General features: G+C 62.8%; 26 protein-coding genes and 1 pseudogene. 15 read left to right on the top strand and 12 right to left on the bottom strand.

Annotated features, from left to right (window positions below; translation table 11 throughout):
* Window positions 1–41: 41 nt before the first annotated feature.
* The 4 genes from LMTR13_RS20085 to LMTR13_RS20070 form a co-directional block, all read right to left on the bottom strand.
* On the bottom strand, window positions 42–1,421 hold the full coding sequence (locus LMTR13_RS20085; RefSeq protein WP_065729343.1) for a TRAP transporter large permease: 1,380 nt from the start codon (window positions 1,419–1,421) through the stop codon (window positions 42–44).
* A 12-nt stretch (window positions 1,422–1,433) separates the two neighbouring features.
* Complete coding sequence (locus LMTR13_RS20080; protein WP_065729342.1) at window positions 1,434–1,994, bottom strand: TRAP transporter small permease subunit; 561 nt, start codon at window positions 1,992–1,994, stop codon at window positions 1,434–1,436.
* A 120-nt stretch (window positions 1,995–2,114) separates the two neighbouring features.
* Window positions 2,115–3,164 carry a TRAP transporter substrate-binding protein gene (locus LMTR13_RS20075; protein WP_065729341.1) on the bottom strand — a complete coding sequence of 350 codons (1,050 nt, stop codon included), beginning with the start codon at window positions 3,162–3,164 and terminating at the stop codon, window positions 2,115–2,117.
* Between the two features lie 315 nt (window positions 3,165–3,479).
* Window positions 3,480–3,770, bottom strand: a complete 291-nt coding sequence (locus tag LMTR13_RS20070; protein WP_065729340.1) for a PilZ domain-containing protein — start codon at window positions 3,768–3,770, stop codon at window positions 3,480–3,482.
* A gap of 302 nt (window positions 3,771–4,072) precedes the next feature.
* Here LMTR13_RS20070 and LMTR13_RS20065 point away from each other — a divergent pair, with 302 nt between their 5' ends.
* Window positions 4,073–5,275, top strand: a complete 1,203-nt coding sequence (locus tag LMTR13_RS20065; protein ID WP_065729339.1) for an acyl-CoA dehydrogenase family protein — start codon at window positions 4,073–4,075, stop codon at window positions 5,273–5,275.
* A gap of 11 nt (window positions 5,276–5,286) precedes the next feature.
* Window positions 5,287–5,415 (top strand): VOC family protein, encoded by a 129-nt coding sequence (locus LMTR13_RS40875; RefSeq protein ID WP_156795688.1) that lies wholly within the window; start codon window positions 5,287–5,289, stop codon window positions 5,413–5,415.
* 275 nt (window positions 5,416–5,690) lie between these two features.
* On the opposite strand, the gene LMTR13_RS20060 is transcribed toward LMTR13_RS40875, so the two are convergent.
* The gene (locus tag LMTR13_RS20060; RefSeq protein WP_065729338.1) at window positions 5,691–6,458 is read right to left on the bottom strand and encodes a Spy/CpxP family protein refolding chaperone; all 768 of its coding nucleotides are present in this window, start codon (window positions 6,456–6,458) and stop codon (window positions 5,691–5,693) included.
* A 453-nt stretch (window positions 6,459–6,911) separates the two neighbouring features.
* Here LMTR13_RS20060 and LMTR13_RS20055 point away from each other — a divergent pair, with 453 nt between their 5' ends.
* From LMTR13_RS20055 to LMTR13_RS20015, 10 genes and pseudogenes are all read left to right on the top strand, one after another.
* Complete coding sequence (locus LMTR13_RS20055) at window positions 6,912–8,252, top strand: ABC transporter substrate-binding protein (RefSeq protein WP_065729337.1); 1,341 nt, start codon at window positions 6,912–6,914, stop codon at window positions 8,250–8,252.
* Between the two features lie 110 nt (window positions 8,253–8,362).
* The gene (locus LMTR13_RS20050) at window positions 8,363–9,298 is read left to right on the top strand and encodes a carbohydrate ABC transporter permease (protein WP_065729336.1); all 936 of its coding nucleotides are present in this window, start codon (window positions 8,363–8,365) and stop codon (window positions 9,296–9,298) included.
* On the top strand, window positions 9,298–10,209 hold the full coding sequence (locus tag LMTR13_RS20045; protein ID WP_065729335.1) for a carbohydrate ABC transporter permease: 912 nt from the start codon (window positions 9,298–9,300) through the stop codon (window positions 10,207–10,209). Before LMTR13_RS20050 ends, LMTR13_RS20045 begins: the two co-directional genes overlap by 1 nt.
* 4 nt (window positions 10,210–10,213) lie before the next feature.
* Window positions 10,214–11,314, top strand: a complete 1,101-nt coding sequence (locus LMTR13_RS20040) for an ABC transporter ATP-binding protein (protein ID WP_065729334.1) — start codon at window positions 10,214–10,216, stop codon at window positions 11,312–11,314.
* Between the two features lie 30 nt (window positions 11,315–11,344).
* On the top strand, window positions 11,345–12,334 hold the full coding sequence (locus LMTR13_RS20035) for a hydroxyacid dehydrogenase (protein ID WP_065729333.1): 990 nt from the start codon (window positions 11,345–11,347) through the stop codon (window positions 12,332–12,334).
* A gap of 66 nt (window positions 12,335–12,400) precedes the next feature.
* Window positions 12,401–13,825, top strand: coding sequence for an amidase (locus LMTR13_RS20030; protein ID WP_065729332.1), 1,425 nt, complete (start codon window positions 12,401–12,403; stop codon window positions 13,823–13,825).
* A 117-nt stretch (window positions 13,826–13,942) separates the two neighbouring features.
* Window positions 13,943–14,368 carry a hypothetical protein gene (locus LMTR13_RS20025; protein WP_065729331.1) on the top strand — a complete coding sequence of 142 codons (426 nt, stop codon included), beginning with the start codon at window positions 13,943–13,945 and terminating at the stop codon, window positions 14,366–14,368.
* 37 nt (window positions 14,369–14,405) lie between these two features.
* Window positions 14,406–14,581 (top strand): annotated as a pseudogene (locus tag LMTR13_RS39420) (transporter substrate-binding domain-containing protein); the annotation flags it as partial.
* Between the two features lie 198 nt (window positions 14,582–14,779).
* Window positions 14,780–15,634, top strand: coding sequence for a DUF2147 domain-containing protein (locus tag LMTR13_RS20020; RefSeq protein ID WP_065729330.1), 855 nt, complete (start codon window positions 14,780–14,782; stop codon window positions 15,632–15,634).
* Window positions 15,635–15,775: 141 nt separating this feature from the next.
* Window positions 15,776–16,129, top strand: coding sequence for a hypothetical protein (locus LMTR13_RS20015; RefSeq protein ID WP_065729329.1), 354 nt, complete (start codon window positions 15,776–15,778; stop codon window positions 16,127–16,129).
* Between the two features lie 107 nt (window positions 16,130–16,236).
* Here the strand turns inward: LMTR13_RS20015 and LMTR13_RS20010 are convergent, their stop codons facing one another.
* Both LMTR13_RS20010 and LMTR13_RS20005 read right to left on the bottom strand, forming a co-directional pair.
* The gene (locus tag LMTR13_RS20010) at window positions 16,237–16,641 is read right to left on the bottom strand and encodes a (R)-mandelonitrile lyase (protein WP_065729328.1); all 405 of its coding nucleotides are present in this window, start codon (window positions 16,639–16,641) and stop codon (window positions 16,237–16,239) included.
* A gap of 23 nt (window positions 16,642–16,664) precedes the next feature.
* Window positions 16,665–17,363: a ribonuclease activity regulator RraA gene (locus LMTR13_RS20005; RefSeq protein ID WP_065729327.1), complete on the bottom strand. Its 699-nt coding sequence runs from the start codon at window positions 17,361–17,363 to the stop codon at window positions 16,665–16,667.
* 286 nt (window positions 17,364–17,649) lie between these two features.
* Between LMTR13_RS20005 and pxpB the strand changes: the two genes are divergently transcribed.
* From pxpB to LMTR13_RS19990, 3 genes are read left to right on the top strand one after another with little or no spacing between them, the layout of a single operon-like run.
* On the top strand, window positions 17,650–18,381 hold the full coding sequence (pxpB, locus tag LMTR13_RS20000; RefSeq protein ID WP_065729326.1) for a 5-oxoprolinase subunit PxpB: 732 nt from the start codon (window positions 17,650–17,652) through the stop codon (window positions 18,379–18,381).
* Window positions 18,378–19,433: a 5-oxoprolinase subunit C family protein gene (locus tag LMTR13_RS19995; protein WP_065729325.1), complete on the top strand. Its 1,056-nt coding sequence runs from the start codon at window positions 18,378–18,380 to the stop codon at window positions 19,431–19,433. The genes pxpB and LMTR13_RS19995 overlap by 4 nt, the downstream gene beginning before the upstream one ends.
* A 34-nt stretch (window positions 19,434–19,467) precedes the next feature.
* Window positions 19,468–20,238: a LamB/YcsF family protein gene (locus LMTR13_RS19990; protein WP_065729324.1), complete on the top strand. Its 771-nt coding sequence runs from the start codon at window positions 19,468–19,470 to the stop codon at window positions 20,236–20,238.
* A 2-nt stretch (window positions 20,239–20,240) separates the two neighbouring features.
* Here LMTR13_RS19990 and LMTR13_RS19985 read toward each other — a convergent pair whose 3' ends face one another.
* The 5 genes from LMTR13_RS19985 to LMTR13_RS19965 all read right to left on the bottom strand — a co-directional run bounded on the left by LMTR13_RS19985 (window position 20,241) and on the right by LMTR13_RS19965 (window position 26,072).
* Window positions 20,241–20,393 carry a hypothetical protein gene (locus tag LMTR13_RS19985; protein ID WP_197520871.1) on the bottom strand — a complete coding sequence of 51 codons (153 nt, stop codon included), beginning with the start codon at window positions 20,391–20,393 and terminating at the stop codon, window positions 20,241–20,243.
* Window positions 20,394–20,572: 179 nt separating this feature from the next.
* A complete protein-coding gene (locus tag LMTR13_RS19980; protein WP_065729322.1) occupies window positions 20,573–22,177 on the bottom strand; it encodes a sulfite reductase subunit alpha in 1,605 nt (534 codons plus the stop codon).
* A complete protein-coding gene (locus LMTR13_RS19975) occupies window positions 22,174–23,970 on the bottom strand; it encodes a NirA family protein (protein ID WP_065729321.1) in 1,797 nt (598 codons plus the stop codon). The genes LMTR13_RS19980 and LMTR13_RS19975 overlap by 4 nt, the downstream gene beginning before the upstream one ends.
* Window positions 23,971–24,318: 348 nt before the next feature.
* Window positions 24,319–25,485, bottom strand: a complete 1,167-nt coding sequence (locus LMTR13_RS19970) for a CmpA/NrtA family ABC transporter substrate-binding protein (RefSeq protein WP_065729320.1) — start codon at window positions 25,483–25,485, stop codon at window positions 24,319–24,321.
* The gene (locus LMTR13_RS19965; RefSeq protein WP_028346026.1) at window positions 25,482–26,072 is read right to left on the bottom strand and encodes an ANTAR domain-containing response regulator; all 591 of its coding nucleotides are present in this window, start codon (window positions 26,070–26,072) and stop codon (window positions 25,482–25,484) included. Before LMTR13_RS19965 ends, LMTR13_RS19970 begins: the two co-directional genes overlap by 4 nt.
* Window positions 26,073–26,153: the final 81 nt, after the last annotated feature.

Raw genomic sequence — 26,153 nt, 5'->3', positions numbered from 1 at the left:
CGTTTGTCCTTATTTCGGTGCGGCGCCGAAGGTGACGCCACTCAGTCGAGGAAACCGAAATAGCGCGGCAGCCAGAGGATGGTCTCCGGCCAAATGATGCACAAGGCGAGCGCCACCATCTGCAGGATCACGAACGGAACGATGCCGCGATAGATGTGAACCATCGTCACCGACTTCGGCACGGTCGCCTTCATGTAGAACAGCGCAAAGCCGAAGGGCGGTGTCAGGAACGCCGATTGCAGGTTCACGGCGACCAGAATCACGAACCAGGCCATGAAATCCTTGTTGGTAGCAAGGTGCGGCGTGAAGTCGACGCTCTTCAGGATGGGCGCGAAGATCGGCAACACGATCAGGCAAATTTCCAGCCAGTCGAAGAAGAACCCCATGATGAAGACCAGCACCATCACGAAGATCAGGATCTCCCAGCCCGTGTTGATACCAACGGCCTTCAACAGCTCACCCACCAGATCGTCGCCGCCCAAGGCGCGGAAGACGAAGGAGAAGAGCGTGGCGCCAAAGATGATGAAGAACACCAGCGCGTTGGTGAGCGCCGAGCTCTCGATGACTTCCGACAGCATCTTCCTGTTGAGGCGCCCGTTCCACCACGCCAGCAGCAGCGCGCCGGCGCAGCCGGTGCCGCCCGCCTCGGTCGGCGTCGCCCAGCCGCCGAAGATCGAGCCGAGCACGACGAAGATCAGGAACGCCGGCGGAAGGAAGCTGCGGAGCACCATCTGCATCAGCTCGGCCCCGCCCTGGGGGCCGACGTTCGCCGCGAGCGGCGGAGCCAAGCTGGGCTTCACGGCCGCCAAGGTGCAGATATATAGGAGATAGACGCCCGACATTATCAGGCCGGGAATGATCGCCGCGGTGAACAGCGTGCCGACCGAGATCGTCAGCAGGTCGCCCATGATGACCAGCATGATGCTGGGCGGAATCAGGATGCCGAGTGTACCCGCCGAGGCGATGGTGCCGACCGACAGCTCCTTGGAGTAGCCGCTCGCGAGCATCGTTGGCAAGGCGACCAGGGTCAGCATGATCACCGACGCGCCGACGATGCCGGTGGTCGCAGCCATGATGGTGCCCAGCAGGGTCACCGACATGGCGAGTCCCCCGGGAATCCGGCGGGTAATCACCTGCAGGGCCTTGAGCAACTCGTCGGCCACGCCCGATTTTTCCAGGACCGTGCCCATGAAGATGAACATCGGCACGGCAATGAGAACCTGGTTCTGCACCGCCTGGCCCCAGATGCGCGGGATCAGACTGCCGAACTGGGCCGGCCGGAAGACATCAAGCATGATGCCGAGCACGCCGAAGCCGAGGGCGACGCCGCCGAGCACGAAGGCTACCGGATAACCCACGAACATGATGACCGTGAGCACCAGGAACATGAGGATGGAGAGGTGGTCGGCGATCCATTCCATGTCTCGCCTCCCCTAGACGCGAGTCACGGGCGGGGCGGCGCGCGCGGCGATCTCGGGAGGCCCGAACAATTGAACGAGCTTGCGCATCAGCACTGACGCGACGGCGGCGTCGAGGAGCACCAGGCCGAGAAACAGGCAGGACTTTATGATCCAGCGATAGGCCAATCCGTTCGGCGCGTCGGAGCTCTCATTCTGCAGGAAGGATACCTGCGCGAAGAGATAAGCGTAGTAGGTCGCGACAAGGCAATAGGGGATGGCGAACACAATCAGCCCGAAGAGCTCGAGCTTGACCTGCTGACGCGGCGTCTTGTTGGCCGTGAACACGTCGATGCGGACGTGAACGTTACGGATATAGGCATAGCCCAGCCAAGGCAGGAACAGGAGGCCGTGCAGGTGCCATTCGAGCTCCTGGATCGGTGTCGAGCCAAATCCCGGAATCTGGAATCCGATCTTGCGGGTCAGCACGTCCCAGCAGATAACGGCCACGAGAGCGAGGAATAGCCAACCAAATCCGCGCGCGATTTTCTCAAGAACACGGTCGATCGCGTCGCTTATTCCGAGCATTACCTGCATCGACCGCTGCTCCCGGACCGCCCGCGTGAGCGCAATGGCTGCGGGATCAGTCTCTCGTAGGAAATCGTGTTGGTGAAGAAGGATGCGGCCGCCCGAAGGCGGCCACACGCGGTGGGGCGCCTACTTCAGATAGCCCCGATCACGCCACGCCGAATATTCAGTGCGGAACTTGCTGAGCGAATCCCAAGCCTTCTTGAATTCCGGGCTTTTCTCTGACTGTTCCGCGGCGACGACCTTCCATTCCTTCTCGAATGCGGCGAGGAATTCGGGGCTCCAGGTCATCAGCTTGACGCCCTTGCCCTCGATGTCCTTGAGCGCGGGGCCCTGCACTGACTCGCCGATACTGATGCCCTTGAGCACGGTCTGGTCGCAAGCCGCCTCGACCTGGGCCTTCTGGGTCGCCGACAGACTATCCCACTTGGCCTTGTTGATGATGAGGTCGCCGACCGTCGCCTGCTGATGCCAGCCGGGGAAGTAGTAGAATTTCGCCACCTGGTGGAATCCGAGGCTGAGATCCATCACCGGCATGGAGAACTCGGTGGCGTCGATCGTGCCGAGTTGCAGTGCCTGGAATATTTCGCCCGCCTGCAGTAGCTGCGTCGACACGCCGAGCTTCTGCATGACGTTGGCCCCGAGACCGAAGAAGCGCATCTTGAGCCCCTTCATGTCGTCGAGCGTCTTGATCTCCTTGCGAAACCAGCCTGACGCCTCCGGCGGGATCAGGTGGCACATGATCGAATGGATGCCGAATTTGGCATAGAGCGCCTGCATCCCCTTCTCGCCGCCACCTTCCTTCATCCACGCGAGGTATTCGGGGATACCCGGACCGAACGGCACGGTCGAGTAGACGGCAAAGGCGATGTCCTTGCCGGTCCAGAAGCCAGGAGTAGCCCAGGCGGCATCGAGCGCGCCCGACGCCACGGCGTCGAACGCCTGGCCCGGCGGCACAAGGGAGCCGGGCTCGAAGAACTTCATTTCAATGCTGCCGCCCGACAGCTTGTTGATCTGATCGACTGTGTATTTTGCGTTCGGTCCCAGCAATGCCAGCGTCGAAGCGAAGTTCGACTGCATCTGGATACGAACCTTCTTGTCCTGGGCCACAGCCGAAGCCGTTCCCAGTCCGATCGCCGCAGCGACCGCTATCGCTCCCAACTTGACGATTGTGCGCATAAACTCCTCCCACTGGTGTAACTCACCGCGAGGGAGGTCGCATGTTGTACTGGCGTATCCCCCGCTCCCCGAACCGGCGGACGTTCGTCGTCCTGCTCGGCACCTCGCCTCTTGCGGGCGTTGGCAATGGTTGTTGGTTACAAACCTGCCGACTGTGGTGCGGAAAGTCAAACGCGATTGTTATCTATCTTTGCGCACCGCCTTGCCTCTTGAGGCTCTGAAGAGGGATTCGATGCCGACGTTCTTCATCCATGAGAACGCTGGAAGCGCGATGCCGTTCGAGAAACTTGGACGGCAAAATCGAGCCGCAGGTACTCAGCACGTCCCGCTCGACGTTGGCCGATCCGCAACCGCGTCCACCATCTTGGTGAAGGTCGGGCCGATACGATTCTTCTGGATCCATGCTACCCGGCACTCGTGCACGATTGTGGGATCCTTGGCCATCACCAGACGAAAATGCTGCGGGACGAAGGCAGGGTTGTCGACATCGATCGCAGCGCCCTCGCGTGAGATGTTCCGCACGACGCAGCGCATCACGGAGCCGCCCGACGAAACATAGGCAGGCTCCTCGATCTCCGTTCGCGGAAATTTTCGCTTCTCTTCCATGTCGTCTCGCCCCGCCGCATAGATTCCGGCCAATGCGCGAGGTTAGCGCAAAACCTTAAACAAGTCGGACGCGTTCGCGGGGAGGCCGGAACGGGGCATGGCCAGCCGACGGGCCAAATCGTCCCACACGGTCCACGTGATCGTCGGGCTCATTGTGCAGAGCGGCACGATGTGCAGAGCGGCACGATATCTCAATCGATTTTACGCAGATGTGCTCCGCGGCGCTATGGACTTGCCGATCATGGCGACGGCGCGATAGCCTTATCCACCGATGAGGCACGCGACGCGACGAACCGGCAAGCATGGCCTTGAATACACCGATCGCAAACTCTGCCGATCTCGCGGGCGACCAGGCAGTGATCGCCCGGGCCGAAGCCATACGGTCTGACGTCGCGGCAGCTTCCGACGACGTCGAGACGACCCGCCGGCTGCCGCCGGCGCTGCTCGACAAGCTGCACGATGCGCAATTATTCCGGCTGTTGCTGCCCCGCTCGACCAATGGGATCGAAACCGATCCCATGACTTTCTTCCACGTCATCGAAACCATTGCCAAGGCCGATGCTTCCACCGCCTGGTGTCTCAGCCAGGCCGGCGGTTGCGCGATGTCCGCGGCCTATCTCGATCTGCCGGTGGCGCAGGCGATCTTCGGCGATCCGCGCGCAGTATTGGCATGGGGCCCCGGCCCCAGGGTTCGCGCAGTCGAATGCGACGGCGGCTACCGGGTAACCGGCGTGTGGTCCTTTGCATCCGGCGGCCGGCATGCGACCTGGCTCGGCGCGCACTGCCCGATCTATGCGGCCGACGGTTCGCCCAGATACGACGCCAATGGAGCCCCGCTCGAGCGCACCATGCTGGTACGCTCCGAAGACGTCGAGTGGACCGACATCTGGAACACCGTGGGCCTGCGCGGCACCGCCAGCGACCAGTTCGCGCTCAACGACTTTTTCGTGCGCGCCGACCATTCGATTACCCGTGAGTTCGACCGGGAATGCCGCGAGCGCGGCCCGCTCTACCGCATGAGCAACCACACCTGCTATCAGGTCGGCTTTGCCGGTGTCGCCTGCGGCATCGCCCGCACCGCCCTCGACAACTTCGTCGATACGATGCGCAACAAGGTGCCGCGTGGCGCGAGGATCTCGTTGCGGGATAATGCCGTGGTCCAGTGCAACCTCGCCCAGGCGGAAGTCAATCTGCGCGCCGCGCGCGGCTATGTGTTGCAATCGATGGCCGACACCTGGAAGGATCTCACCGCCGGCGCCACCATCACGGTCGCGCAGCGCATGAACATACGCATGGCCTCGACCCATGCTATCCACAAGGCGCGCGAGGCGGTCGACTTCGCCTACAACGCCGCAGGCGCTACTGCGATCTTCGAGAACCATCCGCTGGAGCGGCGGTTCCGCGACATCCATACCGTGACCCAGCAGTTGCAAGGCCAACTCCGGCATTTTGAAACCGTCGGCGCCTGGATGATGGGCGTCGATACCGACCTCAGCTTTGTTTAGGGAGAACGGCCATGGGACCTGGCGGACTGCAGCACTACACCATTGAGCCCGCCGATCTCGAGCGCACCAAGGATTTCTATTGCGATGTGCTTGGGCTGGAGAATGGCGACCGTCCGCCGCTGGATTTCCCCGGCTATTGATGGCGTCGGCCTGGAGCTGAACTTTCCCAATGCCTGAGGGCTCGCTCCTGCCGCCTGACCTGCGCGTGATGTCGCGCTGCAACACCGTCCGCCAAAGAACCAAGTTCCCGACAACGCCGCAAGTCAGCCATCAGTAAGGCGCGAGTTCGTCCGGTTTTCTTCATCATTGCAATGAAATTGGAGGAGCCGCGCCGCTGCGGCAGAATAGCCGGGTGCCGCGCCTTTCAACCTACCCCAGGGCATGCGTGCCCGGCTATTCGTCCGGCCGCCCCCTTCTAGTCGAGCCCGCGCTCGTGGCTGAGGTTGACCATTTCCTGAATGAAGACCGCCTTTTGCTTGTCGTCCAAGCTGGCAAATAGCGGCTCTGCGGAATCGGCCACGTTGCGCTGATCGACGGCGCGATCATTGAGAAATTGAGCCTCATTGCGCATCTGCTCGATGATGTCGTCGGGAGGATCGCGCTTGGCGCGTGCAATGCGCAGGTTGAGCCGGTCGGCGCCATTGTGACCGAGATAGTGCATCGCACTGTTGAACGCGGCCCAGTGCTTCTCCTGCTCGGGCGTGAGATTTAGCTCCTTCTTGATCCGCTCGATATTGGCGTCGCTGTTGGCGACGATCTGTTCGGCCGTCAGTTGCGGTGCGCCGGTCTGGGTGAGGACCGCCGGTTGCTGCGGTTGTTGCTGCTTGGCGATCTTCGTCGCCTTGGACCCCTTCGAAGGCTTCGAGGTCTCACCCTGCTTGGAAGGCTCGCCCTGCTTGGAATCCTTCGCTGCCGGAGCCTGTCCACCCTTGGTATTGTTGTTGCCCCCGGTCAGAACGCCGGTGACGCCCGTGACCACGCCGACGACGCCGCCGATCGCTCCGCCCAGCACGCCGCCGACCGGACCGGCAGCCTTGTTGCCTTCGCGCGCTCCTTGCTGCACGCCTTGCACCAGCCCTTGCGCGTTCGCCGTCGCACACGCGCCAAGAGCCAGCACGCCGATGGCGCCAAGTACAAAACACCAGCGCGACAGCATCGGCGCAAGCTGCTGAGGACATGTCATTGTCGGGTCTCCATGGTCGATCGAGAAATTTGCCACGCGCAATTGCCGAGGCGCGTGAGAATCTTTCGCTGCCTAAACTATCGTTTCCGCCCCAAACTCGTCCACCGCTGCGCCGCGCGGTTCCCGGCAGGAAACATCTTCGGAGCAAGCAGTTACACGCGCCTTCCATCGACAGCGGCGCAATTTGCGCCCTGCTCGAACGCAAAGTGTGCGGCGCAATATCGCCGCGTGATTATTGACGATATCGCGGCCACGACATCGTCGCTCCCGCCGCCCGGAATTTCCACGCAACGTTAGTTCAATGACAGCGGCGATGTGTTTTCTCGACAGATGCAAACAATTCTGGTCTGATCCGATTACAAAATCTCCGCTGGGCACCGCCTCAACGCGGCTCCACTCCAGACGGAGAAGAATAATAAGAAGCAAAATCTGGCTCAGCAAAGAGGAAACGTTATGTCACGCAGGAAGCTTTCTCGCCGACAATTCGTTGCTGCGACAGCGCTGTCATCCGCAGCGCTCATCACCGCGCCTTATGTGCGCGGCGCCCATGCCGCCGGCAAGCTCTCGATCGGTTTCTGGGACCACTGGGTTCCCGGCGCCAACAAGGCCTCGACCGACATCGTCAATGCCTGGGCGGAAAAGGAGAAGGTCGAGGTTCAGATCGACTACATCCCGAGCCAGGGCAACAAGAACCTGCTCACCATCGCAGCCGAAGCACAGGCGAAATCCGGCCACGACATTCTCGCCATGCCGACCTGGTGGCCGCATGCGCAGGCCGAACTGCTGGAACCCATGAACGACGTCATGGAAGGCCTCATCAAGCAGAACGGCGAACCCAACGGTACCGTGAAATATCTTGGCCAGTCCAAAGGCAAATGGCTCGCGGTGCCCGCGAGCGTCGGCAGCCAGATTAAGGGGCCCTGCTCCCGCATCGACCTGATGAAGCAGCATGCCGGCATCGACGTGAAGGCATTGTATCCCGCAGGCGCCCCGCCGAAGGCCGACAGTTGGACCCTGGAAACCTTTCTCAAGGCCGCAGAGGCCTGCCAGAAAGGCGGCGTTCCCTTCGGCATCGGACTTGGCGAGACCAGCGACAACGTCGATACGGCCGGCGCGATCTTCCAGTCGTTCGGTGCTGCCCTCGTCGATGAGAAGGGCAACCTCACCGTCAAGACCGACGCGGTGCGCCAGGCACTGGAATTCTACAAGAAGCTGATCTCCTTCCTGCCGCCGGATGCTGGCGCCTGGGACGACTCTTCCAACAACAAATGGCTGGTCTCCGGCAGGGGCGCCCTGATCATGAACCCGCCGAGCGCCTGGGCCGTGGCCAAGCGCGACGCGCCGCAAGTCGCCGAGCAGTGCTGGACCCATGGCTTCCCGGCCGGTCCGAAAGGCCGCTACGCGCCTTACCTCTCCTACTTCTGGGGCACCTGGTCGTTCTCCAAGAACAAGGAAGCGGCCAAGAGCGTGCTCAGGGCGCTTTCGCAAGCGGATGCGATCGAGAAGATGTGTGTGGCGAGCGGAGGCTACGACCTGCCTTGCTACGAAAAGCTAACTACGCTGAAGGTCTGGCAGGAGGAAGGGCCGCCAAAGGGCACGCTCTACCACTATCCGAACCCGCACAACCACCAGACTCTTTCGATCGCCGCGGCACCCGCCCCACCGAAGATCGCCCAGCAGATCTATACGCAGGCGACCCTCACCAAGATGTGCCTGCGCTATTCCAAGGGCGAAGCGATGGAGAAGGTGCTCGCCTGGGCCGAAGGCGAGTGCGAAGGCTTCATGCGGAGCTGACGGACGGGGATACCCTGGCGGCCTGCCTGATCGCAGGCCGCCATTCCCTATCCACCTTCAATCGTAGGCCCGGCGAAGCCGACAGAAACGTTATAGGATGAAAACGCACCATGGCTGACGTCGCATTGCGGCCGAACCGGGCTGCCGCGCAAACCGCGCGCAAACGCTCCAGTCTTCACAATGCGCTCAGGCGCAAGTCGACTGTCGCATTCTTGATGGCTCTTCCGCTGATCCTGCTGATCGCGACGCTGGTCATCTATCCGGCCTTCTACGCGCTGCACCTGGCGACATTGAACAAGTCGATGTCGCGTTTCGTCGGGCTTGGCAACTTCGAATTCCTGTTCAAGCGCGAGACATTCTGGCTCGTCGTGCAGCAATCCTGCATCTTCGCGATCACGGCCGTCATCTTCAAGGCGGTGCTCGGCTTTATCATTGCGCACTTCGTCCACAACATCCCGGCCAAGGGGCAGCGCAAGTGGCGCGGCATGCTGTTGGTGCCGTGGGTGATCCCGCCGGCGATGAGTACGCTGGCCTGGCTCTGGCTGTTCGATCCCTCCTACAGCGCGTTCAACTATACGCTCTCGTTCTTCGGCATCGGCCCGATTCCATGGACCGGCGATGCCTATTGGGCGCGATTCTCGGTCATCCTCGTCAATATCTGGGTGGGTGCGCCGTTCTTCATGATCATGTATCTGGCGGCGCTGAAATCCGTGCCGGAACAGCTCTACGAGGCCGCCGCCATCGATGGGGCCAATTGGTGGCAGCGCATCTGGTACGTCACGCTGCCGATGATGCGAAACATCATCGCGATCACGACGCTGTTCTCGCTGATCGTGACCTTCGCCAATTTTGACATCGTGCGCATCCTGACCGCGGGCGGCCCGCTCGATCACACCCATATTTTCGCAACGTGGGCGTTCCGCATCGGGATCGAGGGCAGCGATATACCGCTCGGCGCCAGCGTATCCCTCTTCATGGTGCCAATCCTGGCGGTCGCGGCCATCTTCATCCTACGCGATATCTCCAAACGCGGGAATGAAGCCTGATGAGCACGGTGACAATCGACAAGGCCGGACCGACCCGCAAGGCCAAGTACGGCAGCATAAGCCGCGACCGCGCGTGGGCGTTGCGCTGGTCCTATTTCTTCCTGGTGATCTTCGCGATCTTCTTCCTGACGCCGCCGGTCTACATGCTCATCACCTCGCTGAAGAGCAGCGCGGAGATCTCGGCGGCCACCAATCCGTGGTGGGTGTTCCATCCAACTCTGGAGAACTACATCGCGCTACTGACGTCGAACCAGTTCCTGCGCTTCTTCTGGAACTCGGCGATCGTATCGATCTTCGTCGTCACCATCACCATGCTGATATCGGTACCCGCAGCCTTTGCGCTGTCGAGGATGCGGTTCTGGGGTTCGGCGACGCTCGCGACCGGCGTATTCCTGACCTATCTCATCCCCGAGACACTGCTCTTCATTCCGCTATTCAAGATGTTCGCAGTCATCGGCGACTGGACCGGCATCCAGCTCATCAACAGATGGTACGTGCTGCTGATCCTTTATCCGACCCTGACGGTGCCGTTCTGCACCTGGATCATGATCGGCTATTTCGCCTCGATCCCGAAGGAGCTGGATGAAGCCGCCGTCATCGACGGCGCGTCGTGGATCCAGACACTGACGCGGATATTCATTCCGGTTGCCTTTCCCGGCATCATTGCGGCGACCATCTTCGCCTTCACGGTGTCATGGGCGCAATTCCTCTATCCACTGGTGTTCACGACTTCGACGGACCAGTTGGTGATGCCGGTCGGCATCATTACCACGCTGATCAAGGGCGACGTGTTCAACTGGGGGCAGATCATGACCGGCGCCCTGCTCGGCGCAGCGCCGCCGCTGATCATCTACGCATTCCTGATGGACTATTACATTGCCGGCCTGACCGCCGGTGCGACAAAGGGTTGATCTCATGGCTGACGTGACGTTGCGTAAGGTTGTGAAGCGCTATGACGAGGTTGAGGCGGTGCGCGGCATCGACCTCGACATCGCCGACCATGAGTTCGTCGTGCTAGTGGGACCGTCTGGCTGCGGCAAGTCGACCACGCTACGGATGATCGCCGGCCTGGAAGACATCTCCGACGGCGACATCATGATCGGCGGCGACATCGTCAACGACGTGCCGCCGAAGGATCGCGATATCGCGATGGTGTTTCAGAACTACGCGCTCTATCCGCACATGACGGTTGCGGAGAATATGTCGTTCGGGCTGCGGCTGAAGCGCTACCCCAAGGCCGAGATCAAGAGCCGCATCGACGAGGCCGCGCGCATGCTCGACATCGTCGAACTTGTCGACCGCAAGCCGAAGCAATTGTCCGGCGGCCAGCGCCAGCGCGTCGCCATGGGCCGCGCCATCGTGCGTAACCCAAAGGTATTTCTGTTCGACGAGCCGTTGTCCAACCTCGATGCCAAGCTGCGTGTGCAGATGCGGATCGAGATCAAGAAGGTGCACCAGAAGGTCCGCACCACGACGGTCTACGTAACCCACGACCAGGTGGAGGCGATGACGCTGGCCGACCGCGTTGTAGTGATGAACCATGGCCGGATCGAGCAGATCGGCACGCCGAACGAGCTCTATCACAAGCCGGCGACGAAATTCGTCGCCAGCTTCATCGGCTCGCCGGCGATGAACTTCGTTCCGTGCCGGCTGGAGGATCTCGCCGGCAAGTTGCACGTCCGGTTGACCGACCGCATCGCCTTCCCGCTGCCGCCGGCCCGCGCCGCCCGCTATCAGGGCATTCCGCGCACCGACCAATTGCTGCTGGGGCTGCGGCCCGAGCATATCACCGAGGCTCGGCCGCATCTTGCACCCGGCGTGGAGGCCTTCGAGACCGTGCTCGACGTCACCGAGCCGATGGGAATGGAGACGCTGATCTATTTTACGCTGGAAGGCTCGCAGGTCTGCGGCAGGGTCAATCCCAATGCCGGCGCGCAGGACGGCGCCCCCCTCCGATTGGCTGTGGACCTAAACAATATGCACCTGCTAAACGAGGTGACCGGCGTCGTCCTTTGACGGCGCGATTGCGTGACCTAAGGGCAGGAAATGACTACCAACAAGAAGAAAATCTTCATCACGGAATCGATGTCGCAGCAGGGAAGAGCGCTACTTCACGCGCGAGACGACATCGAACTCGTCGAATTTCCCAACATGATTTCGCAGACGGATTTCAATATCAAGCTGAAGGAGCATGCGCCGGTCCACGGCGTCGCTCTCGGTGCCACCCGTTTTGGCGAGCCCGAGCTTGAGTCCTCGAAAGCCATGCTGGTCGTGACCCGGATCGGCGTCGGCTTCGACGCCGTCGACGTCCCCGCGCTGAGCCGCCGCAAGGTGCCGCTGATGGTGGCCGGCACCGCCAATTCGCCGTCGGTTGCCGAACACGCGCTGTTCATGATGCTGACGCTCGCCAAGCGTGCAACGGAAATGCATTCGCTCGTCAGGGACGACAAATGGGCGGATCGACTGGGGATGCTGCCCTACGACCTGTTTGGCAAAACGGTTCTGATCGTAGGTTTTGGGCGCATCGGCACGCGCACCGCCAAGCGCTGCCTCGCGATGGAAATGAACGTCCTGGTGTTCGACCCCTATAAGCTCCCCGCCGACATCAAGGCCGCCGGATGCGAACCGGTCGCCGACCTCAACGCAGCGCTGCCGCGGGCCGACTTCGTCAGCATTCATTGTCCCAAGAATCCGGAGACTGTCGGCATGTTCAATGCCGACAGGCTGAAGCGGATGAAGCCGACCGCCTATCTGATCAACACGGCGCGCGGCGGCATCGTCGACGAAGCCGCGCTGCATGACGCGCTGGTGTCCGGCAACCTTGCCGGCGCGGGGCTCGACGTTTTCGAGCAGGAGCCGCCGCCGGCCGGTCAGGCGCTCCTCGCTCTGCCGAACGTCATCATGGCGCCGCATGTCGCCGGCGTCACGGTGGAAGCCGTGGACCGGATGAGCGAGCAGACCGCCCGCAACATTCTGAGCGTACTGGACGGCGATCCGTTGCGCCAGAACGTGATCAATCGCGACGTCCTCGGCTAAGTCGTCCGCAGTCAATGGCCCCAGGCATGGCCCGTCTGTCGGCCGGCCGGCAAGTGAGGTGTGTGCATGGCCTTCAAGGAATACGGCGATTACGACGCGGTCGGCCTGGCCGAACTGGTTCGGAAGAAGGAGGTCTCGGCCAGGGAATTGCTCGATGAGGCCATCGCCCGCACCGCGAAGGTCGACCCGCAGATCAACGCGGTGGTCGTCAAGCATTACGACTATGCCGAGCGTCAGATCGAATACGGCCTGCCCGACGGCCCCTTTACCGGCGTGCCGTTTCTCCTGAAAGATCTCGACCTCCTGGAGGGTACGCGCACGACCTCAGGCGCCACGGTCCTGAAGGATTTCGTGGCTGACCACACCGGGACGCTGGCGCGGCGTTTCCTCGATACCGGCGTATCCATCTTCGGCAAGAGCTCCAGTCCCGAATTCGGCCTGATGCCAACGACCGAGTCGCGCCTGTTCGGGCCGACCCGCAATCCCTGGAATCTGGAGCATTCTTCCGGCGGGTCGTCCGGCGGCGCGGCGGCAGCCGTTGCAGCCCGTATCCTCCCGGTCGCGCACGCCAGTGATGGCGGCGGCTCGATCCGCATCCCCGCCTCCGCTTCGGGCGTATTCGGCTTGAAGCCGACCCGGGCGCGCAATCCGTTGGGTCCCGATCGCGGCGAAGGCTGGGCCGGATTTTCCTGCGGCCATGTCGTGAGCATCAGCGTGCGCGACAGCGCGGTGATGATGGACGCGATCCACGGGCCGGAGCCGTCGAGTCCCTACGTCGCACCGCCGCCGGAGCGGCCGTTTTCGCAAGAAGTCGGCCGCGACCCGGGCAAGCTTCGTATCTCCTTCACCGATAAATCGCCGTATGGCGACGCGATCGATCCCGAAATCGCGGCAGCCGTTCGTGAGATCGCAAGCCTACTGGCCGGGCTCGGCCATCACGTCGAGGAACGGGCGCCCGTGCTTGCCGCCGATCCGGCCGCGGTGATGACCACCATCGTCAGCGGCAACACCGCGCTGACGGTGCGCTTGATCGAGCAGCGGCTCGGGCGGGAGATGACGGAGAATGATCTCGAGATATTGACGCTGGCGCATTCGCGCAACGCGACGAGGAGCTCGGCGACCGACTACGTGGCCGCCCAACTCGCCGCCTTCCAGATTTCGCGTTCGCTGGCTACCTTCTTCGAGAGATGCGACGTCTTCCTGTGTCCGACGTTGTGTGCGCCTCCGCTACGCATCGGCGAGCTCAACACCATGTCAAACGATCTGTCGCATATCGCCCCGATCCTGCGCCGCTACATGCCCGGCACCTCCATGTTCAACATGTCCGGGCAGCCGGCGATGTCGGTGCCGCTGGCCTGGAACGAGGCCGGACTGCCGCTCGGCATGATGCTCTCGGCTAGGTTCGGCGACGAGGCCACCCTGTTCCGGCTGGCCGGTCAGCTTGAACAGGTGCGCCCCTGGAAGAACAAATTACCGCCGGTACGCGCCTAGCTACGCCCCAAAAAAGCCACGGATTGACAAAGCCTGGCTTTATTCGGAAGCAAAGCAAGAGCCTTGGGCGGCGATGGATACTGATTCCGCAAACGGGCTCGATCCGGAGGCTGAATCGTGACCCAAAGCGACCCGACCGACAACGCCCTGGCGACCATCGCCAGCATTCTTGACCCGCCGGAAAACCGTCGCGAACCCGAAAAGCCCGCGGTCGCGGAGCAGATGCCGGTGGTCCCTCCGCCCCTCCCGACATCTCCTCCGCCCATCGAGGCTCACGGCTACTGCAAGTTCGGACCCGGCCCGATGACCGCGATCCGCTTCAAATGGACGGTCCGGCTCGACAATGGCGACTATTATGTCGACGAGACCATCGGGGAGAACTCCACGCCGATCGTCACGGGGCCGATGTCACGGGAAGCCGCGATCCAGATGGTGGACGATCGCGAAAGCGACGCGCGCCGGCGCTTTGCGCAATTGAAGAGCGAGATGACCGGACGCAGCGCCGCCGGCAATCTGGCCCGCAAGGAGAGCGGCGAGGCGTAACTTGCGTGGTTGAGCTCGGCACGCTGCGGATCGGCCGATGATGCCGGACGCTTTGGAGACCCGCTACGAGCAGAAGCAGCACGCCGGCGTGCTCTGCGCGGTGCATCCGCACAAGCCCCGTTCGACTTTGCCGAGAAGGCCTTTGTCGATCAATGGCTGCACGTTGCTATCCAGGACGGAAGCTTCAGGAAAATTTATGTCGCCTGGCTCGATGGATTCTCGGTTGCACGAGCGTATTTTTCGATGAAATTGACCGCCCATTGGGCACAATTTAGACTGCTGCGGCCGAATTGAACCAAAGCCGCTAGTACACGACTCATAGTTTGAAAGTGATCTGGATCACGTTGAGTGAGGCTGCCGCTGCGTAGTAGCTGCGGGAAATCCGGATTCCCTGTTCAGGAGGTCGTCATAATGAAGAAGTGCCTTGCTATCGCCGCGCTCTTGCTGGCTGGCACCGTTACCGCTGCGCAGGCGCAGTACACTTTCGAGTATGGCGGCCGCACCATTACGATCGATCCCGATCGCGGCACCGTTTCCATTCCCGGCGTCTACGACAATACCGGCAAGAAGTCCAAACGCGCGCGTGGCGAGGAAGGCGATCTCGATCGTCCGACCAGGAAGGCCCCGCAGCAGGCAAAGACCGCGCCGCAGGCCGCCCCCGAGACTGCGCCAGCGCCGCCCGCCCCGGCACCGGCTGAGCAAGCGGCTGCCCCTGCGGCTGCGCCGGCACCTGCTGCTCCTGCTCCAGCCGCTCCCGCCACTACAACAGCAACACCCTCGAGCACGACCGCTGCCGTTGCACCGGCAGACGCCGCCGCGCCTGCGGCGGCAGCGCCCGCTGCTCCCCCGGTGCAACAGAACGCCGCACCGGCAGTCCCGCCAGTACCAGCTCCCGTTGCCGCGCCAGCGTCACCGCCGCCGCAACAGAAGCAGGCTGCGGCTCCGGCAGCTTCGGCGGCGCCGCCTGCGAACTCACCGCTTGGCGTCTGGCTGACGGAGGAGAAGGAAGGCAAGGTGCGGATCGAACCGTGTGGCCCAAATCTCTGCGGCTATTCCGTCGACAAGAAGTCGAACCAGAACGGCGAGCAGGTCCTGATCAACATGAAGCCCGGCAAGGACAAGTGGAGCGGCCGGATTTTCGATCCGAATACCGGCAGCACCTACGATTCGACGATCGCGCTCAAGGGCACTGACAGTCTGCGCGTTCAGGGCTGCGCCTTCGGCGGCATGTTCTGCGGCGGCCAGACCTGGACCCGCGTCAACTGACCAGCAGGAACCGCTGCGCATTCGACAAAAGCCCCGCCGCTGCGCGGGGCTTTTTCATGGAATCCTGACGCGTGATGGCAATCACAGTCGTCACGGAACCGCTGTGAGATCGTGGTCGTGTCCAAATCAAAGGGGCACGTCATGGTAAAGTCTCGGAAATCCGTGGTCGCCGTTTCGCTGCTTGCTGCGCTGGGCTTTGCGACGCCATCCGCAGCCGCAACATTCGACGGCGACTGGAATGTACAGATCACCTCTTCCAATGCCGCTTGCAGCAGCAGCGCGTCGGTCTCGATCGGTATCAACAACGGCCAGGTCGCCTCGAACAGCGCGGCGGTAACGGCTTCCGGCCGCGTCGCCGAGGCCGGCGCCATCCGCGTCACCCTTGCGAGCGGAATGAAGCGGGCCGTCGGTTACGGCCGACTCGCGGGCACAACGGGATCGGGCACATGGCGCGCCGCTCTGTGCTCGGGCACCTGGACCGCGCAGCGGATTTGAGGCTGCGGGCAAGAGCCCGGTTCTGATTGAATCAGAACCGGGCTCTAGATTCCTGTTTTGACGCGTTTTCTTGACGCGAACCGGTATCCACTTCGCTGGAAAACGCTCTAACCCACCTTCGCCGAATATTCCGCGTCGGTCACGTGCTCCATCCAGGTCACGTAGCTGCCGTCGAGCGCTTCCTGCATGGCGACGTGGGTCATGCTGTTGGTCGGCGAGGCGCCGTGCCAGTGTTTCTCGCCCGGCGGAATCCAGACGACGTCGCCGGGCCGGATTTCCCGGATAGGTCCGCCCTTGGCCTGCACGCGGCCAACGCCTGAGATCACATACAACGTCTGGCCCAGCGGATGTGTATGCCACGCCGTGCGCGCGCCGGGCTCAAAGGAGACGCGCGTCGAGGCCAACCGTGCCGGCGCCTCGGCCTGGATGATCGGGTCCTGCAGCACCGTGCCGGTGAAATATTCAGTCGGCGCGCGGCGCGTCGGCCGGGAGCCCGCGAGATGGATTTCCATGGAGTTGCCTCTGCCTGTTGAAGTTATTTCTTCGTCGCGGCGTAGCGCGCCTTGGTCTCGGCATTCATCGGATAGAGGCCGGGCAATGCCGCGCCCTTATTCACCTCGTTGACGATCCAGGCTTCCATCCGTTCCTGCTCCGGCCCTTCGGCCAGCACGTGGTCGAGCAGCGCCTGCGGGATCAGCACGGCGCCGTCCTGGTCGGCGACAACAATATCGTTCGGAAATACCGCAACCCCGCCGCAGCCGATCGGCTCGCCCCAGCCGACGAAGGTCAGCCCCGCGACAGATGGTGGCGCAGCAAAGCCATCGCACCAGACGGGAAGGTTCGTGCCGAGCACGCCTTCGACATCGCGCACCACGCCATCGGTGATCAACGCAGCAACGCCGCGCTTGACCATGCGGGCGCAGAGGATGTCGCCGAAGATGCCGGCATCGGCGACACCCATGGCATCGACCACGGCGATGCAGCCTTTCGGCATGGCTTCAATCGCAGTGCGGGTCGAAATCGGCGACGACCAGGATTCCGGCGTGGCGAGATCTTCGCGCGCGGGCACGAAGCGTAGCGTAAAGGCCGGTCCGACCAGCCGCGGCTGTCCCGGCCGCAGCGGCTTGGTGCCGCGCATCCAGACGTTTCGCAGGCCCTTCTTCAGAAGAACGGTAGTGATGGTGGCGGTGGACACGCCGGACAGGGTTGCGATGGCTTCGGGGGACAGGGACATCTGGAATGCAGGCTCCGGAGGATGGATGAAAGGTAGCGCATCTTGCGAAGCGCTGACATCGCGTCAAGGGCCGGTGGAAAGAAGCGCGATCACAACATCTTATCATCGGAATGCAGATTAATTTATTGAACTTACTGGCGGATTTCGCGCGAAGCGAATTCCACTCACGCCCAAAACACGCTACAGCTTCGACCCAGCACGAGCATGATCCGGAAAAGTGGGCACCGGTTTTCCGAAGAGATCATGCTCAAAAACAAAGCCAGAGCTGCGAGACAGTTTAGAGGCCATGGCCGCGACGCTACCCCCGCCCCGCCTTTTGCCGAGTGGCGACAGCGCCATCACGGTGGAATTCAGCCGCAACATCGACGATGCCGCCAACCGGCGGGTGCTGGCGCTCGACCGCGCGCTGGCTGCTGATCCCATCGCGGGTGTCACGGAGACCGTTCCGACCTATCGCTCACTGCTGGTGCATTACGACCCCGTAGAGATCGATTTCGACAAACTCGGCGAAAAGATTCTCGCGCGCGCGCAACGGCCGGTACCGGCAATGACAAAGACCCGGCGCTGGCGCATTCCGGTCGTCTATGGCGGCGAGCACGGCATCGACCTAGAAGACGTCGCCAAAACCCTCAACACGACGCCCGACGAGATCGTGGCGCGGCATGTCGCCGGCGACTACCGGGTCGCCATGATCGGCTTTACGCCCGGCTGGTCCTATCTCAGCGGGCTTGCGGATAGCCTGCACATGCCGCGGCGGCAGAACCCGCGTTTGCTGACGCCGGCCGGTACCATCTCGATCGGGGGCGTCCAGACCGGCGTGCAGTGCCTCGCCGGCCCGAGCGGCTGGCACCTTCTGGGACGGACGGCAGTCCGCACCTACCAGCTTCACCGCGATCCGATCTTCCTGTTGGAGCCCGGCGACAACGTCACCTTCACGCCCGTCGATGCCAAGACGTTTGCGGAGCAGGATCGCGCCGCCGAAGCCGGCGCATTCATTGCCGAGCAGATCGCCTCATGAGCAAGCTCGTCATCGCCTCGATCGGCCCGGCCAGTTCGGTACAGGACGGCGGACGTCCCGGCGCCCAGCGCTATGGCCTTGTGCCGAGCGGCGCGATGGATCGGCTGGCGCTGGCGGCCGCCAACACGCTGGTTGGCAATGAACCGTTCATGGCAGCCGTCGAAATCGGTCCGTTCGGAGCAAAGTTCACGGCGCGCGGCGGCGCCGTGCGCATCGCGCTGACGGGAGCCCCGCGCAATGCGGATATCGCCGGCCGCGCCGTGACATCAGATGCTTCAGCAACCCTCGTCGATGGCGAGACGCTGACGCTCGGCTTTGCCCGCGGCGGCGCATTCAGCTATCTCGCGATCGAAGGCGGCGTTATCGGCGAGCCGATGTTCGGCAGCCTGGCCGTCAACGCTCGCGCCGGCCTCGGCAGCCCCTATGCGCGTCCGCTGCAATCCGGCGATGAACTGCCGGCGAAGACCGCAAGCGGCGCGCCGGAGCGGCGGATCGAGCTGCCCACGGCAACCGACGCGCCGATCCGCATAGTCTGGGGTCCGCAGGACGACGAATTCACCGATGAGACCAGAAAGCTGTTCGTCGACAGCGAATGGAAGATATCGGCGACCAGCGACCGCATGGGCTACCGGCTTGAAGGCCCCATCCTCAAGCACCTCCACGGCCATAACATCGTCTCCGACGGCACCGTCAACGGCAGCCTGCAGGTGCCCGGCAACGGCCAGCCGATCGTGCTGATGCCGGACCGCGGTACCAGCGGCGGCTATCCGAAGATCGCGACGGTGATTTCCGCCGATCTCGGGCGGTTGGCGCAGATCCCCGCCGGACACGCCTTTCGCTTTCGCGCCATCAGCATGGCGGAAGCACAAGCCGAGGCGCGCAAATTTGCAGAACTGCTGCGCACCCTGCCCGAGCGGCTGCGCGCCATCGAAAGCGTTGATCTCAACATCGACGCGCTGCACGATGCCAATGTCGCAGGCCATGCCGTCAGCGCGGTCGATGCCGGAACCTGGCACGCGGTATCGATGGTCGACATAGCGGGCCCGGACTGACTACCAATCCACTCACGAGAAGCGGACGGACAACATGACAACCATCGACCTCAATTGCGATCTCGGCGAAGGATTTGGCGCGTGGGAAATGGGCAATGACGCCGCGATGATCGAGCTGGCGACGTCGGTGAACGTCGCCTGCGGCTTTCATGCCGGTGATGCCGACATCATGCGCCGCACAGTTGAGCTTGCGAAAGCGCGCGGCGTCTCGGTCGGCGCGCATCCAGGGTATCGCGACCTGCACGGCTTTGGCCGGCGGCCGATCCCGGGCCTGAAGTCTTCGGAGATCGAAAATCTCATCGCTTACCAGATCGGCGCCTTGCAGGCGATTGCGACGGCCGCCGGGTACAAGGTCACCCACGTCAAGGCGCATGGCGCGCTCTCCAACGTCGCCTGCGAGGACGACATGACTGCAAAAGCCATCGCCAACGGGATCAAGGCGGTCGATCCCAACCTGATCTTCGTCGTGCTCGCCAATTCCAAACTGGTGCAGGCGGGAGAAGCCGCCAACCTGCCGATGGTGCATGAGGTGTTTGCCGACCGCGCCTATGAAGACAATGGCTCGCTGGTGTCGCGCAAGAAGCCGGGCGCCGTGCTGCACGATGCGAAAGCAATCGCCGACCGCGTGGTGCGGATGGTGCAGGACGGCGCAGTCGTGTCAGTCACAGGCAAGGTGATCAAGATGCGCACCGACACCGTGTGCATTCATGGCGACACGCCGGGTGCAGTCGATATCGCACGCGGCGTGCGTCAGGCGTTGAAGGATGCCGGGATTACGGTGGCGCCGTTCAAGACGGCGGGTTGATCTCAGAACGGGTGCACCGACAACGTGCCGAACACGATGGCGGCAATGAGCGCGAATGCGCTGTAAAGCGCGGCGGTGTGAAAGCCGGTGCTGGAACGGCGGGACACCGAGCGTGCGTAATGGTGCAGGCGGGCTTCCGCCGATAGTTCGCGCATGATCGATCTCCAACGCGGCATGGGCTGCATATGGAATATCGATCGCGTCCGGACGCAAGATGTCCACCGAAAATAGCGATATGGGCGCTCCGGCAGCACGATTTCGAGGGGAAATTTCCCCTCTTCCCGACCAGAGCGAGAATTTTATTCGGGCCGATTTGAGCGAGCGGGAACCCGAATTAGTAAACGTCCTGCTGGAACCGGCCTTTCTTCTTGAGTTCCCCGACGAAGCTGACGGCCTCGTCGGTGGTTCGGGCGCCGAACTGGGCGACGATGTCGACCAGCGCGCGCTCGACGTCCTTGGCCATCCGCTTGGCATCGCCGCAGATGTAGACATGGGCGCCTTCTGCAAGCCAGGTCCATACCTCGCGGCCAACCTCGCGCATGCGGTCCTGCACGTAAAATTTCTTCTCGCCATCGCGTGACCACGCTAGCGACAACCGCGTCAAGAGGCCCGACGTCTTCATTGCGTTGAGTTCGTCGGCATAGAAGAAATCGCAATCGCTGCGCTGATGGCCGAAGAACAGCCAGTTCTTGCCGGGTGCCCCGGTGGCGCGGCGATCGAGCAGGAAGGCGCGGAACGGCGCGATTCCCGTGCCGGGACCGACCATGATGATCGGCGTCTTGGGATCCTGCGGCAGCGCGAAGCCATGGGCTTTCTGCACATAGACCTTGACCTCGTCGCCGGGATTGATGCGCTCGGCAAGGAATGTCGAGGCCAATCCCAAACGTCGTCGCTTGTTGACCACATAGCGCACGCAGTCGACCGTCAGCGATAGCCTTCCGGGCGTCGCATTGTGCGACGACGAGATCGAATAGAGCCGCGGCTGCAACGGCTCCAGCGCCTCGACAAACGCCTCGGGATGTGGGCGGACGCGGGAGAATTTCTGCAATACCGCCATCACGTCGAGCGTTGCCGCATCGCCATCGGGATCCTCGCCCTGCGCCAGCGCGCGGGCCTTCTCGCGCAACGCGCTGCCGGTCAGATACGAAATCAACTCGAACAGCGAGTCCGGCGCCGGAGACAGCGAAACGTCGTCGCGCAATACTTCACGCAGCGTCTTTCCCCTCACCTCCGTCGTATGCGATGCGCCCAACAGTGCGATGATCTGATCGACGAGGCCGATGTCGTTGCGCGCAAAGATGCCGAACGAATCGCCGACGACATAGTCGAGGTCACATCCGGAAAGATCGAACTCGATATGCCAGGTCTCCTTCTCCGAGCCCTTGCCGTTGAGCAATCGCCGCGACAGGAATTTTGCGTTCGCGGGATTGTCGCGCGAGCGGCCGGGTTCGCTTGCGACCTTCGTTGTAACCGCAGCCGGCGCTGCCGCAGGCGCCGATGACGGGGCTGCCGGAGTCTTGTCGATCTCCTCATAGAGCGACTTCAACATCCGCGCGGTCTCCTTGCCGCCGGGGACGCAGAGGTTGAGCCGCGCCTCGCTCTTGTTCGCGATCGCTTCGGAATAGTTGTGGCAGTCATAGCCGCACTGGCCGCAATCCTGCTGTGCCATTGCCGCCATCATCCGCCGCCGCAGCGGCCGGCCTTCGGCCAGCTTCATGCGATCGGCGATCGGCATGGTCTGGTCGTGCCACGGCGCTTCGCCGTCATCGCCATCGCCGGCCGCGTCCTGCATGACTTCAGCGCCGTGTTCAGCCGACAACGGCGTCGCATCGGACAGGAGCCCGGCAAAGAACCCGTTCAGCCAGGAGCGCTGCGCTTCGGAGAACGGCGCGTTCGAGGGAATGATCTCGACCTTGGGCGGAGGCGTGATCTGGTTCATGCGGACACCTGAGCTTCAGCGACCTCAGCATCGGCCAGCTTGCGCAGCGTCTCGCCGTCATGGCGGCGCGCAAATGTCAGGAACGTCTCGTCGGGCGATGTGCGATGCGTGAGATAGGCTTTCAGCAGCTTCTCGACCGTCCGCGGCGCATCCTCGGCCTTGAGGTCGCGATAGACCTCCTGCCCGACATCGGCGTCGGGTCCAAAGCCGCCGCCGGTGAAGAGATGATAGCCCTCGACGGGATCGACATCCTCGCCAACATCCACTTTCGCGGCGATCAGGCCGATATCGCTGATGTAGTGCTGCGCGCAGGAGTGATGGCAGCCGGTGACGTGGATGTTGATCGGCGTCTCGATGTTGACGCGCGGCTCGCACCAGTCGCCGATTTCAGCGGCATGGCGCTTGGTATTCGCCGCCGCAAATCGGCAGCCGGCATTGCCGGTGCAGGCGATCAGCCCGGCGCGGATTTGCGAAGCCTCGACCGCAAGCCCGATCGCCTTGATAGCAGCGACCGCAAGCTCGACGTTCTCGTCGCGCACGCCCGGAATCAGCAGGTTCTGCCACACCGTCAGCCGGATTTCGCCGTCGCCGAGATCCTGCGCGATTTTGGCTAGCCCCCGCATCTGCTCGCAGGTGACTTTGCCGAGCGGCAGTGACACGCCGATCCAGTTCAGCCCCACCTGCTTCTGCCTGTGCACGCCGATATGAGCCATGCGGTCGAACGCCGGTCGCGGCGCGAGTGCTTCCGGCGGCACGCGGGTGAAAGGTTTGCCGAGCCGCTCCTCGACCAGCGCGTGGAATTTTTCGTGCCCCATTCCGTCGAGCACGTATTTCAGCCGTGCCTTGTTGCGGTTGGTGCGGTCGCCGAGTTCGATGAAGATGCGCACGATCGCGTCAGCGACCTTGGTCGCATCGGCCGGCTTGACGATGATGTCGGTGTATTTTGCAAAATCCTTGTGACCGGTAATGCCGCCGATCCCCAGCCGAAACCAGATGCCGGGCTCGGCACCAAAGCCGTCCCTCACCTCGACCGCCGTGAATGCAATGTCGTTGGTGTCTTCCAGCACGGCGATCTTGCCGGCGCCGTCGAAGGCGACGTTGAACTTGCGCGGCAAACCGTACAGCGAGCGGTCGTTGAGGATGTGGTAGTGCCACTCGCGGGCATATTCGCGGGTGTCGATCAGTTCCTGCGGATCGATCCCCGCCGTCGGGGTGCCCGTGACGTTACGGATGTTGTCCGCGCCGGTGCCGCGCGAGCAGAGGCCGAGATCCTGAATGCCCTCGATCAACGCCACCGCATGCTTGGGCGGAATTTCCCGCACCTGCAGATTTGCCCGCGTGGTGACGTGGCAGAACGGCCCGCACAGCCGTTCGGCCAGATCGGCCAGTCCCGCAAACTGCCAGTGCTTCAGGATGCCGTTCGGGATCCTTAGGCGGCACATGTAGGAATCCTGCGCCGGCGCCACGTAGAACAGGCCGTAATAGCGCCAGCGGAAATTGTCCGCAGGGTTAGGCGGCGCGTTATCGAGCGCCTGCTGCTTGAGCCGCGGATAAGCGTCGAACGGATGTTCCTCGCGCTTGAACTTCTCCTGGTCGGCGAGCCTCTTGCCGGAGGCCGTGACCTTGTCCTGCGCCTTGATATGGGCGGCATCCGGACCCGTCGGTTCGGCATTCGCCTTTCCCGCGTTACCGAGGCCGCGCCCGACGCGGCTTATCTGCAAGCCCGCGGTAAAGCCTTCGAGGTAGCGCTTCTGCTCGTCGGTAAAGTCGACTGCGATCGGTTCGATTTTCATGCGGGACGAAACTCCTGCGGCCACGGTCGGTGGCGTCAACGAATGGGGTGGACCGCTCAGGAATCGGCCCGGCGTCGCGCCGGCTCAGATTCCTGTATTCGGTCCGACCAGCTTCGTTGCTGCGGAAATCCATCTTGGACGTGGGTCGGCAGGCATCAGCGACGAGTCGACCGCACTGCACCATACAAGTTGCGTGCCAGGTCGCGTCGCGAGGAATCTTTCGAAATTTCAATCTGTTCCGAGCAGGAGCTCGAAGCTATGAAGCCTGCTTCATAGATGATTGCTAAGCAGACTGCCTATAAAATAGACGGGCTAGAGAATTGCCTAATATCGCTTCAATCGATCGGCTTATGGCTTCCAATGCCCAATCTTGAACGCCGCCAGATGCCCGGCGATGTCTCCGGGGTCGAACGCGGGGCCGGCAAAGGCACCGATGGCGCCATGTGCATTGGAAGCCGCCCCCGGACGTCCCATGGCGGCGTCATAGAGTTCGGGCCTGAAGACCGCCATGGCAGTCCGCAGCGCGTCAGGCCGCATCTCAGTCTGTCCCCAGCGCACCATCTGGGCATAAAGCCAGGCGGCCTGCGCCGGATCGGGCCGGCCCGCCCCTTCGCGCCCGACCAGCAGATAGCGGCCGCTCTCGCGCCGCTGGCCGTCGGGTGAAACCTTCAGTCGGCCGTCGAGGGTGCGCTGGATCACCTCGGCGCCGACGCCGAGCCGTTCGGGCCGCGCCAGGACATGGGCAGCCTCGGCACGGTTTCCGGGATCCTCGATGTATTCGGCGGCGTGGGCGGCCGCCCGGATCAGGGAGGCCAGCACTTTCGGGTTCTTCTCCGACCAGCTTTGCCTGACCGCGAGAACCTTTTCCGCCGCGCGCACCAGGATATCCGAGACGAAATGCAGGATGTGGCCGACGCCGAGATCGACCGCAACCGAGTTCCAGGGCGCGCCGACGCAGAACGCATCGACATGGCCATTGGCAAGGCTGTCCACCATGTAGGGCGGCGGCAGCACCACCAGCCGAACGTCCTCGTCAGGATCGACACCACCCGCCGCCATCCAGAACCGGAGCTGGTAATTATGGGTGGAGAACGGGAACGTCATGCCGAACGTCAGCGGTTCCGCGCCGCTCTTGCGCCTGGCGGCCACGACGCGGGCGAGCGCCAGTGCCGTGGCCATCGGATCGAGCGGGTCGCCGTCGATCTCGCTCATGATCGCGGCGTGCAGCGCCGGCGATACCGTGATCGCGTTGCCATTGAGGCCGAGATTGAATGGCGCCACGATCGGCACCTTGACGTGGCCCAGCCCCAGGCTCGAGGCGATCGCCACCGGCGCCAGCAGATGCGCCGCATCGAACAGGCCGATATTGAGCTTGTCGCGAACGTTGGACCACGACACTTCCCGCACCAGCGTGACGTCGAGCCCTTCAGCGGCCGTAAAGCCCTTGTCGACGGCGATGATCAGCGCGGCCGCGTCGACCAGCGGAATGAAGCCGATATGCAGCGGTGTGGTCATTTCAGCAACTCCGACGCGGTCAGGATCGACTGCGCGATCTCGCCGATCTTCTTTTTTTCGCGCATCGCGGTGGAGCGCATCAGCACATAGGCCTCCTCTTCGGTGAGGCCCTTCACCTTCATCAGGATTCCCTTGGCGCGATCGATCACCTTGCGCTCCTCGAGCGCCGACTTGGTGCGATCGAGCTCGTCCTGCAGCTTGGAGAAGGCATTGAAGCGGGAAATGCAGAGGTCGAGAATCGGCTTGATCCGCTCCTTCTTCAGGCCGTCCACGATGTAGGCGGAAACTCCGGCATCGACGGAGGCCTGGATCGAGGCCGCGTCGCTCTGGTCGACGAACATCGCGATCGGCCGCCGCACCGCGCGGCTGACCTGGAACATCTGTTCCAGAACGTCGCGGCTGGGGTTTTCCAGGTCGATCAGGATCACGTCGGGGTCGAGCGCATAGATCCGCGCCAGCAGGCTCTGCATTTCGCTGATATGCACGACGCCGGTAAAGCCCGCCTCCCGCAACCCCTCTTCCAGGATCGCGGCCCGGATCGGGCTTTCGTCGACAATCACGATTTTCGGCGATGACTCAGCGCTCATCGATCAACTCTTAACCCGGCCGAGCATCCATAGCACGTCAAAAGCCGGCGCAAAGCCTTGTAATTATGGACAATTGGGACT

The organism is Bradyrhizobium icense (genome assembly GCF_001693385.1).
Taxonomy (GTDB): domain Bacteria; phylum Pseudomonadota; class Alphaproteobacteria; order Rhizobiales; family Xanthobacteraceae; genus Bradyrhizobium; species Bradyrhizobium icense.
This window is presented reverse-complemented; position numbering and strand designations above follow the sequence as displayed.

Excerpts from the sequence above, each read along its gene's own strand:
- LMTR13_RS19975 (WP_065729321.1), bottom strand. The coding sequence starts at position 23,970 with ATGAAAATCGAACCGATCGCAGTCGACTTTACCGACGAGCAGAAGCGC.
- LMTR13_RS20005 (WP_065729327.1), bottom strand. The coding sequence starts at position 17,363 with ATGTCCCTGTCCCCCGAAGCCATCGCAACCCTGTCCGGCGTGTCCACC.
- LMTR13_RS20075 (WP_065729341.1), bottom strand. The coding sequence starts at position 3,164 with ATGCGCACAATCGTCAAGTTGGGAGCGATAGCGGTCGCTGCGGCGATC.
- pxpB (WP_065729326.1), top strand. The coding sequence starts at position 17,650 with ATGGCCGCGACGCTACCCCCGCCCCGCCTTTTGCCGAGTGGCGACAGC.
- LMTR13_RS20015 (WP_065729329.1), top strand. The coding sequence starts at position 15,776 with ATGGTAAAGTCTCGGAAATCCGTGGTCGCCGTTTCGCTGCTTGCTGCG.
- LMTR13_RS20040 (WP_065729334.1), top strand. The coding sequence starts at position 10,214 with ATGGCTGACGTGACGTTGCGTAAGGTTGTGAAGCGCTATGACGAGGTT.
- LMTR13_RS20085 (WP_065729343.1), bottom strand. The coding sequence starts at position 1,421 with ATGGAATGGATCGCCGACCACCTCTCCATCCTCATGTTCCTGGTGCTC.
- LMTR13_RS20035 (WP_065729333.1), top strand. The coding sequence starts at position 11,345 with ATGACTACCAACAAGAAGAAAATCTTCATCACGGAATCGATGTCGCAG.
- LMTR13_RS20070 (WP_065729340.1), bottom strand. The coding sequence starts at position 3,770 with ATGGAAGAGAAGCGAAAATTTCCGCGAACGGAGATCGAGGAGCCTGCC.
- LMTR13_RS20010 (WP_065729328.1), bottom strand. The coding sequence starts at position 16,641 with ATGGAAATCCATCTCGCGGGCTCCCGGCCGACGCGCCGCGCGCCGACT.
- LMTR13_RS20065 (WP_065729339.1), top strand. The coding sequence starts at position 4,073 with ATGGCCTTGAATACACCGATCGCAAACTCTGCCGATCTCGCGGGCGAC.
- LMTR13_RS20045 (WP_065729335.1), top strand. The coding sequence starts at position 9,298 with ATGAGCACGGTGACAATCGACAAGGCCGGACCGACCCGCAAGGCCAAG.
- LMTR13_RS20020 (WP_065729330.1), top strand. The coding sequence starts at position 14,780 with ATGAAGAAGTGCCTTGCTATCGCCGCGCTCTTGCTGGCTGGCACCGTT.
- LMTR13_RS19980 (WP_065729322.1), bottom strand. The coding sequence starts at position 22,177 with ATGAACCAGATCACGCCTCCGCCCAAGGTCGAGATCATTCCCTCGAAC.
- LMTR13_RS40875 (WP_156795688.1), top strand. The coding sequence starts at position 5,287 with ATGGGACCTGGCGGACTGCAGCACTACACCATTGAGCCCGCCGATCTC.
- LMTR13_RS19995 (WP_065729325.1), top strand. The coding sequence starts at position 18,378 with ATGAGCAAGCTCGTCATCGCCTCGATCGGCCCGGCCAGTTCGGTACAG.
- LMTR13_RS20050 (WP_065729336.1), top strand. The coding sequence starts at position 8,363 with ATGGCTGACGTCGCATTGCGGCCGAACCGGGCTGCCGCGCAAACCGCG.
- LMTR13_RS19985 (WP_197520871.1), bottom strand. The coding sequence starts at position 20,393 with ATGCGCGAACTATCGGCGGAAGCCCGCCTGCACCATTACGCACGCTCG.
- LMTR13_RS20030 (WP_065729332.1), top strand. The coding sequence starts at position 12,401 with ATGGCCTTCAAGGAATACGGCGATTACGACGCGGTCGGCCTGGCCGAA.
- LMTR13_RS20060 (WP_065729338.1), bottom strand. The coding sequence starts at position 6,458 with ATGACATGTCCTCAGCAGCTTGCGCCGATGCTGTCGCGCTGGTGTTTT.
- LMTR13_RS19990 (WP_065729324.1), top strand. The coding sequence starts at position 19,468 with ATGACAACCATCGACCTCAATTGCGATCTCGGCGAAGGATTTGGCGCG.
- LMTR13_RS20080 (WP_065729342.1), bottom strand. The coding sequence starts at position 1,994 with ATGCAGGTAATGCTCGGAATAAGCGACGCGATCGACCGTGTTCTTGAG.
- LMTR13_RS19970 (WP_065729320.1), bottom strand. The coding sequence starts at position 25,485 with ATGACCACACCGCTGCATATCGGCTTCATTCCGCTGGTCGACGCGGCC.
- LMTR13_RS19965 (WP_028346026.1), bottom strand. The coding sequence starts at position 26,072 with ATGAGCGCTGAGTCATCGCCGAAAATCGTGATTGTCGACGAAAGCCCG.
- LMTR13_RS20055 (WP_065729337.1), top strand. The coding sequence starts at position 6,912 with ATGTCACGCAGGAAGCTTTCTCGCCGACAATTCGTTGCTGCGACAGCG.